Below are 15,013 nucleotides of genomic sequence, written 5' to 3'. Positions count from 1 at the left end.
AGCAGTGCCAGAGAAACGAGGTGCCGCACCCGGGCCTATCGCCAGAGGCAATCGCGCTCAGAAAGCGTCACGCCGTGACGCCTTCATGTGACGCTATGGGGCTCAGAAACCGGCACTGCCCATCCCCCGTTGTGGTCCGGACCGCTCCACCGCCAGGTCGGTTCGGGGCGGCCTGCATCTCCACCAGGCTGTCACTGATCGAGTCCAGCTCCTCGTTCTCACCGCGTGACAACGCCGACGTACGACAGCCGCGCAATGCTCAGGGTCTGCCGCAGACCGAGTGGGAAGATCCCGACGTCGCGGCGATCACATTCAGTTCCGGCGCTGGTCGCCGCTGAGTCGGCGGAGCCGGTCGGTGTGGCGGGCGATGCCATCGACGCGCGCCGCGAGGTCGGGGTGGTCCGCCAGATATGAGTGCGTGACCGTCAGGGGGCCGACGAGGGCGGCCGCGTCGTTGTCGGCGAGGGCGGCGGTGAGCTCGACGAGAGGGGTACGGGCGGCGGCTGGGAGGTCGGTGAGCGCGGTGATCTGGCCGGCGAGCCGGCGAAGGTCCGCGGCGTTGGCCCGGGCCCAGGCGGTGACGGTGCGGTCGGCGGCGCGGCGGTCGCGGGTGGCCCGTACCCGCTGCTCGCCCGTGGACCCGGGGTTTCCGGGGCGTACGCGCAGGTAGCGGCGTTCGGCGGCCTGGCGGCTGGAGACGCCGAGAGGGTGGGCGAGGTCGGCCCAGCTGGCGCCCGCCTCCCGGGCCTCTTCGATCAGGCCCGGTTCCCACTCGGCGAGCTGATCGCGCGCTTCGCGGAGCAGCAGGAGCGCGGCGAGTGCCTGCTCCGAGCCGGTCTGGACGGGTCCGGGGCGCTCCCCGTCCCGCGATGTCCGGGCGGTGCGCAGGGCCTCGTGGATCGTGTTCAGCGCCGTGGCGGCGGCGAGGAAGGACGTGGGGGTGAGACCGAGGGCGCGGGGGCTTGCCTGATCGTCAACGGTCATGGAGTCTCCAACACGCAGCGTCGTCATCTCGACGACTAACTCTGCTTGTCATCCTTTGGATGACATGTTACAACGAGGGCAAATGAACGCATTGGCGACAACCTGGACACTGGAGGTGTTTCACGATGTTGATGCGCACCGACCCGTTCCGTGAGCTTGACCGGCTCACCCAGCAGCTCCTGAACACGACCGGCACCTGGTCGCGGCCGTCGGCGATGCCGATGGACGCCTACCGTGAGGGCGAGGAGTATGTGATCGCCCTCGACCTGCCCGGCGTCTCCGCGGACGCGATCGACATCGACGTCGAGCGGAACATGCTGACCGTCAGAGCCGAGCGGCGGCCCGTCACCAAGGCAGACGACGTGCAGATGGAGCTCTCCGAGCGGCCTCTGGGCGTCTTCTCCCGCCAGCTCATGCTGGCCGACACCCTGGACACCGAGCACATCAAGGCGGACTACGACGCGGGTGTGCTGACCCTGCGTATCCCGATCGCCGAGCGCGCCAAGCCCCGCAAGATCGCCATCGGCGGCGGCTCCGCGCACAAGGAGATCAGCGGCTGAGTCCCCTCCCAGCCGCGCCGGAGACGGGGAGACGGCCTCCCTTCCGGCCGCCCCCGTCCTCCGCTCGCCGCCGCACACGCAAGGGAGCAGCGATGGCCATGCGATGGGAGGCGTTCCTGGACCAGGTCAAGGAACGCGGCAAATACGAGAGCACCGAGGAAGCCGAGCGGGCGGCCCGCACGGTGCTGGCACTGCTGGGCGCGCACCTGGTGGGCGAGGTACGGGCGGAACTGGCGGCCCGGCTGCCGGAGGAAATGGCACTGATCCTGCTCAATCCGCTCCAGGCCCACGAGCCGCTCTCGCCCGAGCGGTTCGTACGGGCTACCGCGGCATGGATCGAGGGAGCCGCTGAACAGACCGCGACGTGGGACGTGGGCGCTGTGCTCAGCGTGGCTGCGGACGCCGCGGGCGAAGAGCTCACCGGCCGCGTCCTGCTCCAGCTCCCGGCGGGCTACGACCTGCTGTTCGGCCACCCCCAGCGCGTCTAGCTGAGCCGGATGAGGATGTCGTCAACCGTTTCGCTCGGCCGCCCTGTTGCGTATGGCGCTGCTGGCATCTCCCCGAACGAGTGAGTTCGGCGGTTCGCAAGCGCTTGGTGGGGCGTCTTGCCTAGACGAATGAGTCCGATGTCGGGGCCGGTGCGCGAGAGAAGAGAGGACGCTCAAGATCATGTTGTGACGCAAGACCTGGGCACCCTCTTGACCGCGCTGTACGTGAAGATCGACGACGAGACCGGAGGGACCCGGTGGATGGGACGGCCGCCGCTGCTGACCGACTCCGAGCTCGTCTGGCTTGCCCTGGCGGCAAGCCCTGCTCCGCAGGTACAGGTCCGGGCACGCCGCTCGCGCAGCGCGACGGCGAGGTCTTCCAGGTACGTGCCCACGCCGTCCCGCCCGCCGGACTGCTCGGCATCGCCACGGCGGCCACCTGTTTCGGGGTTCTGCTCGGCAGGCTCAGGGGTAGAGGCCGGCCCGGAAGGCGAACGAGACGAGTTGCGCTCGATCACGTGCGCCGACCTTCGTCATGGCCCGCACCGCATGCGTCTTCACGGTGAACGGCGACACGGACATCTGGGCCGCGATCTCGTCGTTGCCGAGACCGCTCGCGACGAGAACGACCACGTCCCGCTCCCTGGGTGTCAGAGCGTCGAAGCGTCGCAGCAGTTCCTGGTCGATCACCGGGGGCGGACTGTCGGTCATGTGACCGATGAGCGCGGCCGTCGCGGCGGCCGACAGCGCACCGCCACCGCCAACGACCTCGGTGATTCCGGCGACGAGTTCAGCGGGGCTCACGGTCTTGCTCAGGAATCCGTTGGCGCCCGCGCGAAGGGCGGCGAGAACGATGTCGTCCTGGTCAAAAGTGGTCAGCACGATCACCCGCATCTTTTCGGGTGGGTGCTGTTTGCGGATCCGGCGGGTGGCTTCGACACCGTCGATGCCGGGCATCCGGATGTCCATCAGGACCAGGTCGACGGGGTGGTCCCGGAGGAAGGGGACGACCTGGAGTCCATCGGAGAGATCACCCGCAACAACGAGACTTGGGTCGAGCCGGAGCATCGCTTTGATGCCGGCCCTTATCTCGTCCTGGTCGTCGACGATCAGAATCCGCGTCATCAGAGCACGGCTCCCAGGGGGCTGAACTCCGCATGGACCCGGAATCGCCCGTCGTCACTGTCGATCGTCAGCCGCCCGCTGGAGGACTCGACGCGTTCGCGCATCCCCACGAGTCCGAGTCCGCTGCCCGAGCCGGAGCCGCGCAGTGAGTGACCGACGCGGTTCTCCACGGTGACGCAAATCCTGCCGTCGCGCTCGCGCACATCCACCGTTGCCGCCCCCTCTCCATGCCGGTAGGCATTCGTGAGTGCTTCCTGAACGACCCGGTAGACCGTCACGCCGACGCTGGGCTCCACGAAACCGGCGGGGATGTCGATGGAGGGATGGACGTCGAGGCCGATGCTCTCGAAAGAGGCGATAAGGCCTTCCAGGCCGCTGAGCGCCGGGGTCGGCCGGAGCGCCTCGTCGTTGGAGATGTCGTCTCCGAGGCGGAGGAGCGCGAGGATCCGTTGCGTTTCGACGACGACGGTGCGGGCGCTGGACCTGGCTGAGACGAGGGCCTGCCGGGAGGACTCGGCGTCTTCGGGCAGCCCGATCTCCGCGGCACCGAGATGCAGGCTCAGCATCGCGACCTGGTGGCCGATGACGTCGTGGAGGTCCCGGGCAATGCGGAGTCGTTCCTCGGTCACCCGTCGGGTGGCTTCGATCTCGCGGGTGGCGATGGCGCTTTCGGCCCGTTCCTCCAGGGTGCGCCAGTGCTCTCGATGGATGCGCAGCGCGGCCCCTGTCGCACCTCCTGCTATGGCTGAGAAGAGTGCGGCGGCTCCCACGATCGCGCCGCCACGGAATCCTCCCAGCGTCATGAACGCCCCCAGGAAGAACGCCGCCACGATGCCGGTTCCGGCCAGCGGCTGCTGCCCCCTGAGGGTGACCGAGAACAGCACGAGCACCGCCATCATCCACACCGACAGGGGGTCGTGGCCCACCGCTGTGACGGCGAAGGACGCCGCGCTCGTCACGACCAGTCCTGCCCACGGTCTCCGCCATGAGAGGGCGACACCGCCACCGGCGAGGAGCACGGAGACGGCCGTCGGCCAACCCGACCCTCGCAGGATCACTGCCACGATCTGGCCGGTGAACACCAGCGCGGCCACCGAATAGGCGACGAGGTGCAGCGCCTCGGGGCGGCGGACCCACAGGGGTGCCACGGGCCCGTCCTGATTGTTCTGCGCCTTGACCATGGCCTGATTCTCGTCCACGTGTGCTGCGACCGTGTACTTCGAATGAAGTAGACGGCGAGCCCGGTCCGGGCGATGAGAACGGCAGAACTCATTCGATTCGAAGTGGATGGCAGAACTACTTCGTTCGAAGTACACGGCCCCTCCCGAGGCCGCTGAGACTCCTCATCGAGGCGACCGTCTCACACCATCACGATCACAAAACGGGACACCCGATGACTCAGACCACCGTGACTTCGAGCACGACCACGACCTCGACGACGCTCTCCGGGCTCCGATCGCTCTACCTGATCCGAGTCGCCTTCTCCCTGATCTGGGTGGCACTCGTCGTCACGACCTCCGCCTCGCTCGTGTCGACGGACAAGCCCACAGTGATCGCGGCCGTGCTGCTCGTCATCTACCTCCTGTGGGACGTCATCGCCACGCTCCTCGAGCGTCGCATGGCTGGCACCGGCTCCACGGACCGCCTCGGTACCACCAACATGGCTCTCGGCCTCGCCGCCACCGCCGGGATGATCATCGCCGTCTTCTCCACCATCGGGACGGCCCTGCTCGTGTTCGGCATCTGGGCCCTCCTTTCCGGAGCGATCCAGCTCGTCGTGGCGATCCGGCGCCGACGCACCGTCGGTGCCCAGTGGCCCATGGTCATCAGCGGCGGACTGTCCGTCCTCGCCGGTGCCTCCTTCGCTGCCATGTCCGCCTCGGCGACGAGCAGCCTCTCCACCGTCGCCGGATACTCAGCCTTCGGTGCCTTGTGGTTCCTTGTCTCCGTCATCGCCCTGAGCATCCGCAGCCGACGCGAAAAGCGTTGACCACCGCCCTCGGAGCCACCGCCTCTCCCGGAGGCGCGGCGACTTCCGCAAACTCGGCGTCGAGCAGATCGACCTGCTGATCCTGCGACCCGCGCCGGACCGCTTCGAGAAGACCATCGCCGCGTACAAGGCTCTCAAGGCGCTGCTTGCCAACGGGGAACAGTGGCCGTACGCAATCAGGGATCGGGTGACCGGGGCACTGGTCCTGCGGTTGTGCCAGATCGCCGCGGTCATCGCGAGGATGCGCTGGGCGACCCGGATGGCGACGCCCTCGAAGGTCCGGCCGCCGTGTTGTTCCAGGTCGAGCCGGCCTTTGAGGGAGTCATTGACAGATTCGATGAGCTGGCGGGCCTTCTTGAGCATGGGTTCGCCATAGCGGGCCTTCTCCCGCTTGCGGGACGGCCGCAGTAGCTCGATGCCCTGCCCGGCGAGGTCCTGCTCGAACACCTTGCCCGCGAAGCCCTTGTCCGAGATGAGCAGGATGCCCTCGCGTTCGGCGACCAAGCTGGCGTCGGTCTCCAGCATCGAGGCCAGGACTTCGCGTTCGCCGATCTTCGGGTTGGCCAGCGCCCACACGATGGGCATGCCGGTCAAGACGTTCACCTCGGTGATCATCGACTTCCCGCCCAACGCAAGCGCGCTGCCGCATCGGCACGGCCAGGCGTTCGTCTACGCCTACGTCCTCGAAGGCACCGTGCGCAGCAAGCTCGACGGCAAGCCCGCGACCACCTACCACCAGGGCGAGAACTGGATCGAGCAGCCGGGCGCCCACCACGTCCTCACCGAGAACACTAGCCGGACCAAGCCCGCCAAGCTCCTGGTCGTCTTCGTCTCCAACACCGGAGACAAGCTCAAGGTCGACGACCCGAAGTCATAGCCCGGGGCGCGCAGCGGGCGGCAACACTCTTCACGGACCCTGCCCCTGCCAGAACACACAGCGCCCGCCACCAAGACGCGTGCCCGCAATGCACGGCGCACGCCGCACGCCGCACGAAGGAATCGAACGATAAGGGTGGGCCCGGGGCACGGTGTCCGCGCGCTACAGCTGCGGTGCCGTGCCAAACTTGGCGTCGGCGTCGGTGGGCTTGGGCCCGTCCGTCTGCTGGAAGTCGGCGAGCTTCCCCGGGAGCCGGCGCCTGCCCAGTGGTGCTGTGTTATTGGGGCGGGCTGCTGGCGGGGCACGGGCCGTGGGGCGGCCCGCTCGGGTGCCCCGCATGCGATGGCGGTGAACGAGACGGTCATCGCGATCACGCGCACGCCCGCCACGGCGACCCGCGCGCCGTGCCGCCCATCTCCCCCGCCGGTCTGCCCAGCCGCATCGACCAGGCCCTGTACGCCGTCATCATGGAGGCCTATGTGCGCGGCGTGTCCACCTGCGCGGTCTACGACCTGGTCAAGGCCCTCGGCACGACAGCGGGATCTCCAAGAGCGAGGTCTCCCGGATCTGCGGCGAGCTCGACGAGCCCCTGTGCACCTTCCGGAGCCGGGCGCTGGATCGCGCGTAGATTGGAAGTACAGGCAGTCGCGCTCGCATGCTACGGAGAGCGCGTGATGACAGCGGACATTGATTTCACGGCGTTCTTCGACGCCACACCAAGCCCGTACCTAATGCTGGACACGGACCTGGTGATCCGCTACGTCAACACGGCATACCTGCAGACCACCGGCCTGACCAGAGACCAGCTGATCGGGAAGTACTTCTTCGACGCCCTGCCGGAAAACCCTGCCCCTTCCGACGACACACAACAGAACCTGAAGGCGTCACTGCGCCGGGTACTGGACACCGGGAAACCGGACACCTTGGTGCTGCAGCGGTACGACATCCCTGCCCTCCACCAGCCCGGCTGGTTCGAGGAGCGATGGTGGTCCGAGATCCACACCCCGATTCCCGGGCCTGACGGCGAGGTGAAGTGGATCGTCCAACGGGCCGAGGACGTCACCGCCTTCGTCCACTCGCGCCGGGCACGCCAGCTCACCGAGGAGTTCACCGAGCGGGAGAAGGGCATGGCAGCCGAGCTGTACGCGCGGGCCCACGATCTGCACCGGCTGAACCAGGAACTGCGCCAGGCCCACGCCCGCGAACGGCAGGTCGCCGTCGCCCTGCAGGAAGCCATGCTCTCCGCCCCCGACCTCGACCACCACACCGGCAACATCGCCGTGCGCTACCTGCCGGCGACCACATCACTGAACGTGTGCGGCGACTGGTACGACGTCGTCGACCTGCCACCCGACCGCTACGCCGCAGCAGTCGGAGACGTCGTCGGCCACGGCCTGCACGCCGCCGCCGTCATGGGCATGCTCCGCAGCGCCCTGAGCGCAACCATCCGCGCCCTTCCCAGCCCCGCCCAGGCCCTGGAAGTCCTCGGCCTGTACGCCCGCTCCCTGGACGGCGCGACGGCCGCAACCGCGGTCAAGGTACTCATCGACACCCGCAGCAGACTGATCATCTACAGCAGCGCCGGACACCCACCCCCCGTCCTGCTCCACTCCGACGGGACCTGCGAACTGCTGAACCAAGCGACCGATCCGCCGCTCGGCGCCCGCCCGCACCACGTCCCCCGCCCCCAGGCCGGCCTGTCCTACACCCGAGGAGACACCCTCGTGATGTACACAGACGGCCTCATCGAGCGCCGCGACGAGGACATCGACGCCAGCCTGGCACGGCTGACCACAGCCCTGGCCAAGGACAGCACCCTCGCCCCTGATCAGCTGGCCGACGCACTGTTGGCCCGCCTCGACGTCGCTGGGGGTGCCGCCGACGACATCGCCCTCATCGTCATCCGCCTATAACCGGGGTGCAGTGGCGTGATCTGCCCTTCGTCGGCCATCCAACGGCCCGGATCCCGCCGCCAAAGATCGGGGGGACCCTGACCAGCGTCCAGGCGGTGCAGCGCCGCGTCGGCCCGGCCGGCGCGGACCCGGCGCCCCGCTGCCTGGTCTGGTGACTCTCTCTCGCGAGTTGACGGTGGCTGGAGGCCGCTTTGCTCCTGGTCATCTGGGCGAGCTGGCTCAGGTCGTGCCGTTCGAGCTGGTCGACGAGGTACTTCCTGCTGGCGGTGTGCTGCCTGGATCAAGCCCACGACCTTGCGGCAAGCCGCAGGCCCGCCCGGTACCCCTCAGGCACCCGGCGGGCCCGGCTCCGGGAACCCGCAGTGCGCGCTGCGCTCCGCGGGCTGGTACGGCGATGACCGCGCAGCTGAACCGCGATCCGCACGGGGGGGACCTCCCTCGCTCTCGGGGCTGTGGCCAGCCCTCACGGCGGCGGATCCGGGACCAGCTGGTGGGTGCCGGCCGTGGCGCCGGACCCGCCGCCCGTGGGGGATGTACGGACGTCCCCCACGGGGCGGGCGAGGGCGTCCGAACGGCTTTCACCGTAGACACGACCGCCCCCACCTCGGCACCCCGACCAGGCACATCACTTTCCGGCCCAACCCCCGACCACGGCCTGCCAGACCCCGACCACAGCAGGTCAACACCCCTGCCAGACCGCTCACGCCCAGGACCAAGAAATTTCTGCGCACCGTCCGGCTGGTGGTGTGTTACCCGACGTTGAAAATGCCGACGAAGGCGGCGTTCACGATCCCCATGAACTCTGACGGCGACGCCCCACCGTTGGGTGCTCAGGTGCGGCGGTCGTCGGCAAGGTGTCGTTTTTTCGGCGAGGTGCCGGTGGTTCAGAACCTGTATGCAGCACCCAAGATCAGGCCGTCATCCGCCGGATGTCGCCGGTGATGCCCTCCAACGGCGCCGTGTTGCCGATGGAGGCGAACCAGTCCCACAGCTCCAGAGCGTGGTAGAGGCGGTAGAGGCCGACCCGCTCGCTCCAGTCGGCGGGCAGCGTGCCGTAGCCGTCGCAGAGCGCTTCGCGCTTGTCCTGGTCGTCGTGGACGGAGTAGTAGTCGGTCTTGGCCACGTCCATCAGTGGATCCGCGGCGATCGCGTTCTCCACGTCGATGAAGCCGCTGACCTGCCATCCGCCGTCTTCCTCGGCGACCAGGACGTTGCCCTCGTGGAAGTCGTTGTGGCACAGCACGGCATGCCGGCACGCACCGAACAGGTCAGCCTGCCGAGCGACCTTCGCTTCGATGGCCGTCGCGAGCGCCGCATCGCCCCCGTGATCGGCGTACTGACTGAGCTTCTTGTGGAACTGCCGTGTCATATAGGCGGTGTTCGTCGGCTCGGGATCCAGAACCCGCGTGGTGAGGTATCCGTAGGCGCCCTGCGGGATCTGGTGGACTGCAGCCATGCAGCCCCCGATCTGGCGGTAGATCTCCCGCAGCGATGCCCTGTCGAGGGCGTGGCTGACGGCGGACAACGGCTGGCCCCTGAGCATCGTCATCACCGTGTAGCAACGCCCGAGCGCGTTGTCGGCGTCCCCATGGTGCAGCACGGCAGGCACCGGCCCGACACCGTGCTGCTGAAGCAGCTGGTAGACGTAGATCTCCTTCTCCTGTTTCCAGCGCCACTGATCGTCATAGACCTTGATTACGACCGGCTCGGCCGCCCCGACGAACCGGATCTCGAAGATCGTGCTCAGCTCCCCGCCAGTACGCAGAACGATCTCCCCGACGGACGCAGCGGGAAGGACGGGATGCAGGAGTTCCTCGGCCATCGCCGACGGCAGCGCTGTGGCAGCAGACACGCTGAAACCGTAGATGCGCCGGGGCGGACGTCGCCAGCGAAATATGGGCGGTGCGGAGAGCGTCGACGGAGAACGCCTGGCATGCCTTCTTCAGCAGCAGGTTGTCAGTCGCCGACCACCTCGCTCACTGCGACCCGGGCCGCGTCCGCCTCTACCGTGAGCACCGGCGTCTCCATGCGCCGCACGGCCCTCCCGGACTCGGCCAAGAGATCAGCGGGAGGGCCTTCGCATGCCCTCCTCATCGGCAAGGTGTCGCCGCCAACGAACACCCCGACCCCACCGGCATGCGTCCGTATCCGTCGGCACACAGCATGCCTTCAAACCACCGCCCACATAGGCATCTTGAGTGCCGTTGAACATGGTGGTGGGGGTTGCACTGCTAACAGGCCGGGGGTGTAGCGGGGGCAGCTGTCTGCCCAGACACCCGGCAGGCAACCGACTCCCTAGTAAATGAGGGCAGCAGGCTGCAGCTCACGGGCCTTGAATGGGCCCGATCCCGGTGACAACGTCCCCTCCGGCCTGCGGACTTGCGCCGCTAACCCTGCGCCCCACCACAGTGCTCACCAAGAAATCTCCCGCCCCACTGCTGTCCCACCGCCAGCCCGCAACACAAGGGACGCAGGCCGCTCACGCTCCACTCCGTCAACAGAAGCGGCCGCCCCGACTCAGGAGCCCCCTCATGACCGCGCACCGCATCACCGACGCCCTCAGCCGCCTCACCGCGGTAGGCCTGACAGCAATCGGCAATGCCCCGCCGCCGCGCCGCCGAGTTGGCCTCGACCTACCGAAGCGAGTTCCTGTAGCTCGCAAGCCCGGCAAGCCCGGCACCGGTCTGCCGTGGGCAAACTCGCCCTGACCTTGGAGATCGTCAAGCGCACCGACGACACGACAGGGTTCGTGGTGCTCCCCAGACGCTGGGTGGCCGAGCGCACGTTCGCATGATTGATGAACTCCCGCCGTCTCGCCCGGACGAGACGTTGCCAGCCAGCAGCGAGGCGGCGATCCGGTGGTCGATGGTCACGCGGATAAGCCGGCGTCTGGCACGGCCACGGGCCGCCGGCCGGCACTGAACATCCCCGACGCCTCCAGGAGGAGCCACCCGCGTTCTGCCAGGCGCCTGGCCCTGGAACGCACCCTCGACCTTCGCCGGCGTCGTCCCAAGGCCCAGCTCCACCGCGATCTCCCTGGCCTTCATCGGTCCATTGCTCGCGGACCGCCGCTCCTCCAACACGCCCAGAATCCGCCGGTAGTCGGGCGCGAGCACGGTCACTGGCAGCCCGTCCCGCCAGGGCGGCACCACCGACCCCGACACCGGTGAGGGCACCGTTTCCTGCTCCGCCTCGGTCACGGCAGTCGTCTCGGAGGCGGACAAGGCCAGGGCCTCGACCAGTTCCTCCCGCGCGATCACCCGCCGATCCAGCTCGATCTCCGCGGCCTCCAACACCTCAGCCAACCGCTCGGCTTTCACCCCGACGCTGTGGAGGAGGGAGCGCTGGACGGATGGGGGCCGGGTGGGAGGTGGAGCAGCAGAGGACAGCCAGTTGGTCGCCGTCTTCCACATCGTCTAGCGTTTGGCGCGCAGGCGAGGACCCTCACGAGGATGGACGATGGCGCTGACCTTGGAAAAGGCGCTCATTCAGCTCAGCGACAGAGCATCGGCGAAACGTCGTTCGGCCGCGAAGCGACTCGGCAAACTGGCGGACGAAACGGCGGGTCCGGCGCTGCTGCACGCGCTCCAACGCGAAATCGGCGACCGCCGCACTTGGGAAACCCAGTACGAGATGATCATGGCCCTCGGGGCATGCGGTTACCGGCCCGCCATCGGGTTCCTGGCTGAACTAGCCCAGGAACCCACGGACGCCACCGCGCTGTACCTGGCCCTGGGTGACTCAATCGTACGGCTGCGAAGCCCTCAAGACGGTTTCGCAGCCCCACTGGAATGGTGTCTGGATCGTGGAGATCCATCGCTTGTCGACGGTGCCCTTCGCGCCGTCGCCGCATTGCGCGCGGTCCTGGACGCCGGGACCGTCGACCGCATCCTGGACTTCCTCGATCCGCTGGATCCGTATGACGGACTACGTTACTGGGCCGCGGTCGCGGCCACAGAATGGCCCGGTGACCGAGTCCGTGTGTTTCTGGAGTCCTGTGCGGCAGGCCCCAGGACGGATGTAGCCGACGCCGCGGCCACGTCCCTGGAAAGCCGGCATCAGGGCCTGAAGGAGCAACCCTGAATCACCGTCGTCTCCGATACCTCATGAGTCAGGTTGTGTCCTCCCACCAGGCAAGAGGCTCTCCCTGCTCGTCAAATACGTTTCCATATTCCCACTCCACTGCATCCTCGGGAAGCGCGGCCAAAAGTGACTCGATCGCCGGAAATCCGACCCTGACCGGAAACGTCAGAACCACGAGCGACTCGAGCTCACCATCGACCCGTCCACCAATCTCCGTCGGCGAGGTGCAGGTGCCTGCGCACTGACATCGCGACCGTGCTGGCGGGCGCGGTAGGCATCCAGCCACAGCCTGTCGACCTCGTCGATGTCCATCGTGCACCCGTGTGCGAAGGCGCGGGCTACTTCCCGTTTCGGTATGACCCTGCCGGAGGCGGCGCGCTGCAGCGTCGCGGCGCTGTAGGTCTGCGTCCGTTCCGAGAGCGTGACGTACGAGATGTTGGCTATCTTCCGTCCGTCGCGCAGGGCTTTGGCAAGTGCGCCCAGCGGACTCACCGAATCCGGGATCACCCACGGCGTCACACCTCGCTCCGTGTGACCCTCATGGGGACTGTGCATGGTGGTGCTCCTGCCTGGTCTTGGCTCGCCTTGCGCTGTAGCCGTACTTGGTGCTCCAACCGACAATGACTTGGCGGCAGTTGGCGCTCCCGCTAAATCGCACAGCATCCTGCCATCTGCGTGTGATCCGGCGGAGGGCCTTGCAAGAAAATTCACTTACGTCCCGCCCGAAAAAGCGAGTCAATCGCGGCATGAGACATTATGAATCAACGTCTGACCAGTGCCTTTAGGGACCGACGGAAGCGGTCGCAGGCTCTCAAACGCCTTTTAATTTCATTTCGTCCCACGGCTGCTTGCACCGGTGCCGCTCACGCTGACATTATCCAACATCGCCGCCGCTCACCGCGTCGGCGCCCCTGTCTGCTTGGCTCCAACCGCCGTTGACCAGGGAACTCCAGTCGGACGCGTTGGCGCGCGGAACGACTACCGAAAGGGTCGGCCCGATGAAACAGGTCGGCCCTTTCGCGTATTCACATATCTCAGTCACGTTTCTTGACAATCCCCGATCGGCTCGTATGCAATCGCGCACGGTTCCGATCGTTCCCCAAAGGTCCGGGATTAGGTACTGACCAAATTGGGACTGCGGCTCTGCAGCGAATGGGCAGGGCCTCCTTGGGTGCCCTCAGCAACACCGCCGCTGCTGAGGCTGCGGTGCTCGAACGGAGTACATCCGGAACCGGCAACCAACTGTGCGCTCTCTCATGCAGCGCAGTCCGTGCCGAACCGCGACAGGTGGCGCAAGGCCACCTGCGCGAGGCTCACCTCGCCCGCCTCGTCGCTGCTACCGCTGGTCACGTGAGCGGCGGTTGACTTCCTGTGCTTCTGGCGGCGGCTCGCACGGCGCGCTCGACTTCGAACCGGTTGAGGCCTTGGGAACGCGCGTGCTGAGTTACCGCGGCCTGGGCTGCCTGCGCTGCTTCGAACCAGATGCGCCGCTGCTGGCTGCGCTCTTCGTGATCGCTCAGCTGCTGAAGTGCCTGCTGCTCACGGTCTGAAGCCCTCTGAAGCGTGATGAGATCTTCGGGGATTCGTGCCCTTTCCCCTGTGCTCTGGTCAGGGCTGTTCGGTTGTCGCGACTGACCGTGGGTGGCCAGCTCAGTGGGCTGGGCGGGCAGCAGGTTCGGCAATGCAGCGGGAGGCTGAGTCCCGGACGGTGCAGAGGTGGTGGAAGATGCGATCGCAAGGTCGGGACGGCAGGTAGGACGGTTGTGGCTGGCCCTGGACGGAATCTGTACGTCTTCCGGGACGTCGGGGAGCTGGGTGTCGTCGCTGAGCAGGTCGTTGTAGCGGTTCTGGTCTGTGTGCGTGACCCAGAAGCGGTGCAGCTTGGTGGCGGTGCGGAACTGGATCGGCACGATGGCGCCGGCTGCGGTCTTGCGGACCAGGTCGTCGAAGAGCACGTCCTTGGGGACGGGCGTGGTGTGGTGCTTGCCGCAGCGGCGCACGCCTTGAGGGCAGGGATAATCGGCGTGGAGGTCGCAGCGCCAGAAGTCGAGCTTGCGGAAGCCTGAGATGACGCGCAGGTCGCCGGTCTTGGCGATGACGTGGGCGGGGAGGTTATTGCTGCGGGTCCAGTGCGTGTCGTGGCGTTGGGCGTAGTCGGCGCGGTCGGTGTGCCAGGCCGGGGTGATGCCGTTCTTCTCTGCCTTGGCTGCGCGGGAGCGGGCGCTGCGGGGTCCGTCGGTGCCGGCGGAGGAGAGCTGGACTTCCCAGCCGACGCGGAGTCCGTCGGCTCCTTCGATGAGAGTGTCGGTCTGGATCCAGCTGCGGCCCACCCGGGTGCGAACCTCGCTGTCGCCGTGGAAGCCGCCTTCCTCCGCAGCGCGCAGGATGCGTGCCTGGTAGGCCTTGTGCTCGTCGCTGACAGGGACGATGTGGCGGTCTTCATCCTCCCGCCGTTCATGGACTGCTTCGCGGCGCCCGTTGCGCATGCGCAGGTACATCGGCGCGACAACACCGGCTTCCCGGCACACCCCTCCGCACTGCAGGTCCCGCTCAGCGACGGGAACAGCCCGGGCCGCGTACATCCGGTCCATGCCGTACACCATGCCCCACAGACCCTCGTGTTCCTCGTGTCCGAGATCATCCAGGGTCAGATCCAGATGGATGCGCAGCTTTGTGTGCCAGACGATGTTGGCCACCCACTACCACCGTTTCATCGCTAAATGCGGGTCAGATCCACGGTAGGACGCGGCACTGACAACAGGCAGGGAGTAGACGCACCAGCCCGAAAGGAACCAGCCACGGACCATCCAGCGGCGCGTCCAGAGCCGCCACGACAGGTCGCCGACCTCTCCGTTCTTCCCGATCCGCCCTAGGTCCCGCGAGCCCCCGGCGCGGCGCGGCAGTCGCACCGCCACCCGCCACGAACCTCTCGGCGCGGCCCGGCTAGAGCCCCGTACCCGGCAGCAGCTGGCCTGTCAGATCCCATGCCTAGG

13 protein-coding genes and 2 pseudogenes are annotated in these 15,013 nt (G+C 67.5%); 8 read left to right on the top strand and 7 right to left on the bottom strand.

All coding sequences use genetic code 11. The annotated features are described in order from the left end of the window. Positions 1–312: 312 nt before the first annotated feature. Positions 313–984: a type III effector protein gene (locus KVT44_RS48340; RefSeq protein WP_217574734.1), complete on the bottom strand. Its 672-nt coding sequence runs from the start codon at positions 982–984 to the stop codon at positions 313–315. 125 nt (positions 985–1,109) lie between these two features. On the opposite strand from KVT44_RS48340, the gene KVT44_RS48335 reads away from it, so the two are divergent. Together KVT44_RS48335 and KVT44_RS48330 are read left to right on the top strand one after the other, a co-directional pair. Continuing rightward, positions 1,110–1,544 (top strand): Hsp20/alpha crystallin family protein, encoded by a 435-nt coding sequence (locus tag KVT44_RS48335; protein ID WP_190174564.1) that lies wholly within the window; start codon positions 1,110–1,112, stop codon positions 1,542–1,544. Between the two features lie 92 nt (positions 1,545–1,636). Beyond that, positions 1,637–2,032, top strand: a complete 396-nt coding sequence (locus tag KVT44_RS48330; RefSeq protein WP_217574733.1) for a DUF2267 domain-containing protein — start codon at positions 1,637–1,639, stop codon at positions 2,030–2,032. 465 nt (positions 2,033–2,497) lie between these two features. On the opposite strand, the gene KVT44_RS48325 is transcribed toward KVT44_RS48330, so the two are convergent. Next, the gene (locus tag KVT44_RS48325) at positions 2,498–3,157 is read right to left on the bottom strand and encodes a response regulator transcription factor (RefSeq protein ID WP_217574732.1); all 660 of its coding nucleotides are present in this window, start codon (positions 3,155–3,157) and stop codon (positions 2,498–2,500) included. Beyond that, on the bottom strand, positions 3,157–4,356 hold the full coding sequence (locus KVT44_RS48320; protein ID WP_308314326.1) for a histidine kinase: 1,200 nt from the start codon (positions 4,354–4,356) through the stop codon (positions 3,157–3,159). Before KVT44_RS48320 ends, KVT44_RS48325 begins: the two co-directional genes overlap by 1 nt. A 194-nt stretch (positions 4,357–4,550) precedes the next feature. Here KVT44_RS48320 and KVT44_RS48315 point away from each other — a divergent pair, with 194 nt between their 5' ends. After that, on the top strand, positions 4,551–5,147 hold the full coding sequence (locus tag KVT44_RS48315) for a DUF308 domain-containing protein (RefSeq protein WP_217574731.1): 597 nt from the start codon (positions 4,551–4,553) through the stop codon (positions 5,145–5,147). Here the strand turns inward: KVT44_RS48315 and KVT44_RS48310 are convergent. After that, entirely contained in the window at positions 5,073–5,741 is a 669-nt protein-coding gene (locus KVT44_RS48310) for a hypothetical protein (RefSeq protein WP_254650893.1), read from the bottom strand. The two genes, KVT44_RS48315 and KVT44_RS48310, sit on opposite strands and share 75 nt — an antisense overlap. Here KVT44_RS48310 and KVT44_RS48305 point away from each other — a divergent pair. From KVT44_RS48305 to KVT44_RS48295, 3 genes and pseudogenes are all read left to right on the top strand, one after another. Continuing rightward, the gene (locus KVT44_RS48305) at positions 5,731–6,024 is read left to right on the top strand and encodes a cupin domain-containing protein (protein WP_254650892.1); all 294 of its coding nucleotides are present in this window, start codon (positions 5,731–5,733) and stop codon (positions 6,022–6,024) included. The two genes, KVT44_RS48310 and KVT44_RS48305, sit on opposite strands and share 11 nt — an antisense overlap. Before the next feature lie 437 nt (positions 6,025–6,461). Next, positions 6,462–6,607: pseudogene (locus tag KVT44_RS48300) on the top strand (transposase); the annotation flags it as partial. A 91-nt stretch (positions 6,608–6,698) separates the two neighbouring features. Next, on the top strand, positions 6,699–7,937 hold the full coding sequence (locus KVT44_RS48295) for a SpoIIE family protein phosphatase (protein WP_190174558.1): 1,239 nt from the start codon (positions 6,699–6,701) through the stop codon (positions 7,935–7,937). A 910-nt stretch (positions 7,938–8,847) separates the two neighbouring features. Here the strand turns inward: KVT44_RS48295 and KVT44_RS48285 are convergent. After that, a complete protein-coding gene (locus KVT44_RS48285) occupies positions 8,848–9,789 on the bottom strand; it encodes a phosphotransferase family protein (protein WP_217574728.1) in 942 nt (313 codons plus the stop codon). Positions 9,790–10,644: 855 nt separating this feature from the next. Here KVT44_RS48285 and KVT44_RS59155 point away from each other — a divergent pair. Further along, positions 10,645–10,728, top strand: a pseudogene (locus KVT44_RS59155) (IS5/IS1182 family transposase); the annotation flags it as partial. 668 nt (positions 10,729–11,396) lie between these two features. After that, positions 11,397–12,020, top strand: coding sequence for a HEAT repeat domain-containing protein (locus KVT44_RS48270; protein WP_217574727.1), 624 nt, complete (start codon positions 11,397–11,399; stop codon positions 12,018–12,020). A 165-nt stretch (positions 12,021–12,185) separates the two neighbouring features. Here KVT44_RS48270 and KVT44_RS48265 read toward each other — a convergent pair whose 3' ends face one another. Together KVT44_RS48265 and KVT44_RS59150 are read right to left on the bottom strand one after the other, a co-directional pair. Continuing rightward, positions 12,186–12,539 carry a helix-turn-helix domain-containing protein gene (locus KVT44_RS48265; RefSeq protein ID WP_217574725.1) on the bottom strand — a complete coding sequence of 118 codons (354 nt, stop codon included), beginning with the start codon at positions 12,537–12,539 and terminating at the stop codon, positions 12,186–12,188. Between the two features lie 827 nt (positions 12,540–13,366). Further along, positions 13,367–14,716: a hypothetical protein gene (locus KVT44_RS59150; protein ID WP_254650891.1), complete on the bottom strand. Its 1,350-nt coding sequence runs from the start codon at positions 14,714–14,716 to the stop codon at positions 13,367–13,369. Positions 14,717–15,013: the final 297 nt, after the last annotated feature.

Source organism: Streptomyces sp. GbtcB7, assembly GCF_019091445.1.
GTDB lineage: Bacteria > Actinomycetota > Actinomycetes > Streptomycetales > Streptomycetaceae > Streptomyces > Streptomyces mirabilis.
Note: the sequence above shows the minus strand (reverse complement) of the source record. Positions and strands in the feature narration are given on the sequence as shown.

Coding starts and splice junctions, on each gene's coding strand:
- KVT44_RS48340 (WP_217574734.1), bottom strand. CDS start 984: ATGACCGTTGACGATCAGGCAAGCCCCCGCGCCCTCGGTCTCACCCCC.
- KVT44_RS48335 (WP_190174564.1), top strand. CDS start 1,110: ATGTTGATGCGCACCGACCCGTTCCGTGAGCTTGACCGGCTCACCCAG.
- KVT44_RS48330 (WP_217574733.1), top strand. CDS start 1,637: ATGGCCATGCGATGGGAGGCGTTCCTGGACCAGGTCAAGGAACGCGGC.
- KVT44_RS48325 (WP_217574732.1), bottom strand. CDS start 3,157: ATGACGCGGATTCTGATCGTCGACGACCAGGACGAGATAAGGGCCGGC.
- KVT44_RS48315 (WP_217574731.1), top strand. CDS start 4,551: ATGACTCAGACCACCGTGACTTCGAGCACGACCACGACCTCGACGACG.
- KVT44_RS48305 (WP_254650892.1), top strand. CDS start 5,731: ATGCCGGTCAAGACGTTCACCTCGGTGATCATCGACTTCCCGCCCAAC.
- KVT44_RS48295 (WP_190174558.1), top strand. CDS start 6,699: ATGACAGCGGACATTGATTTCACGGCGTTCTTCGACGCCACACCAAGC.
- KVT44_RS48270 (WP_217574727.1), top strand. CDS start 11,397: ATGGCGCTGACCTTGGAAAAGGCGCTCATTCAGCTCAGCGACAGAGCA.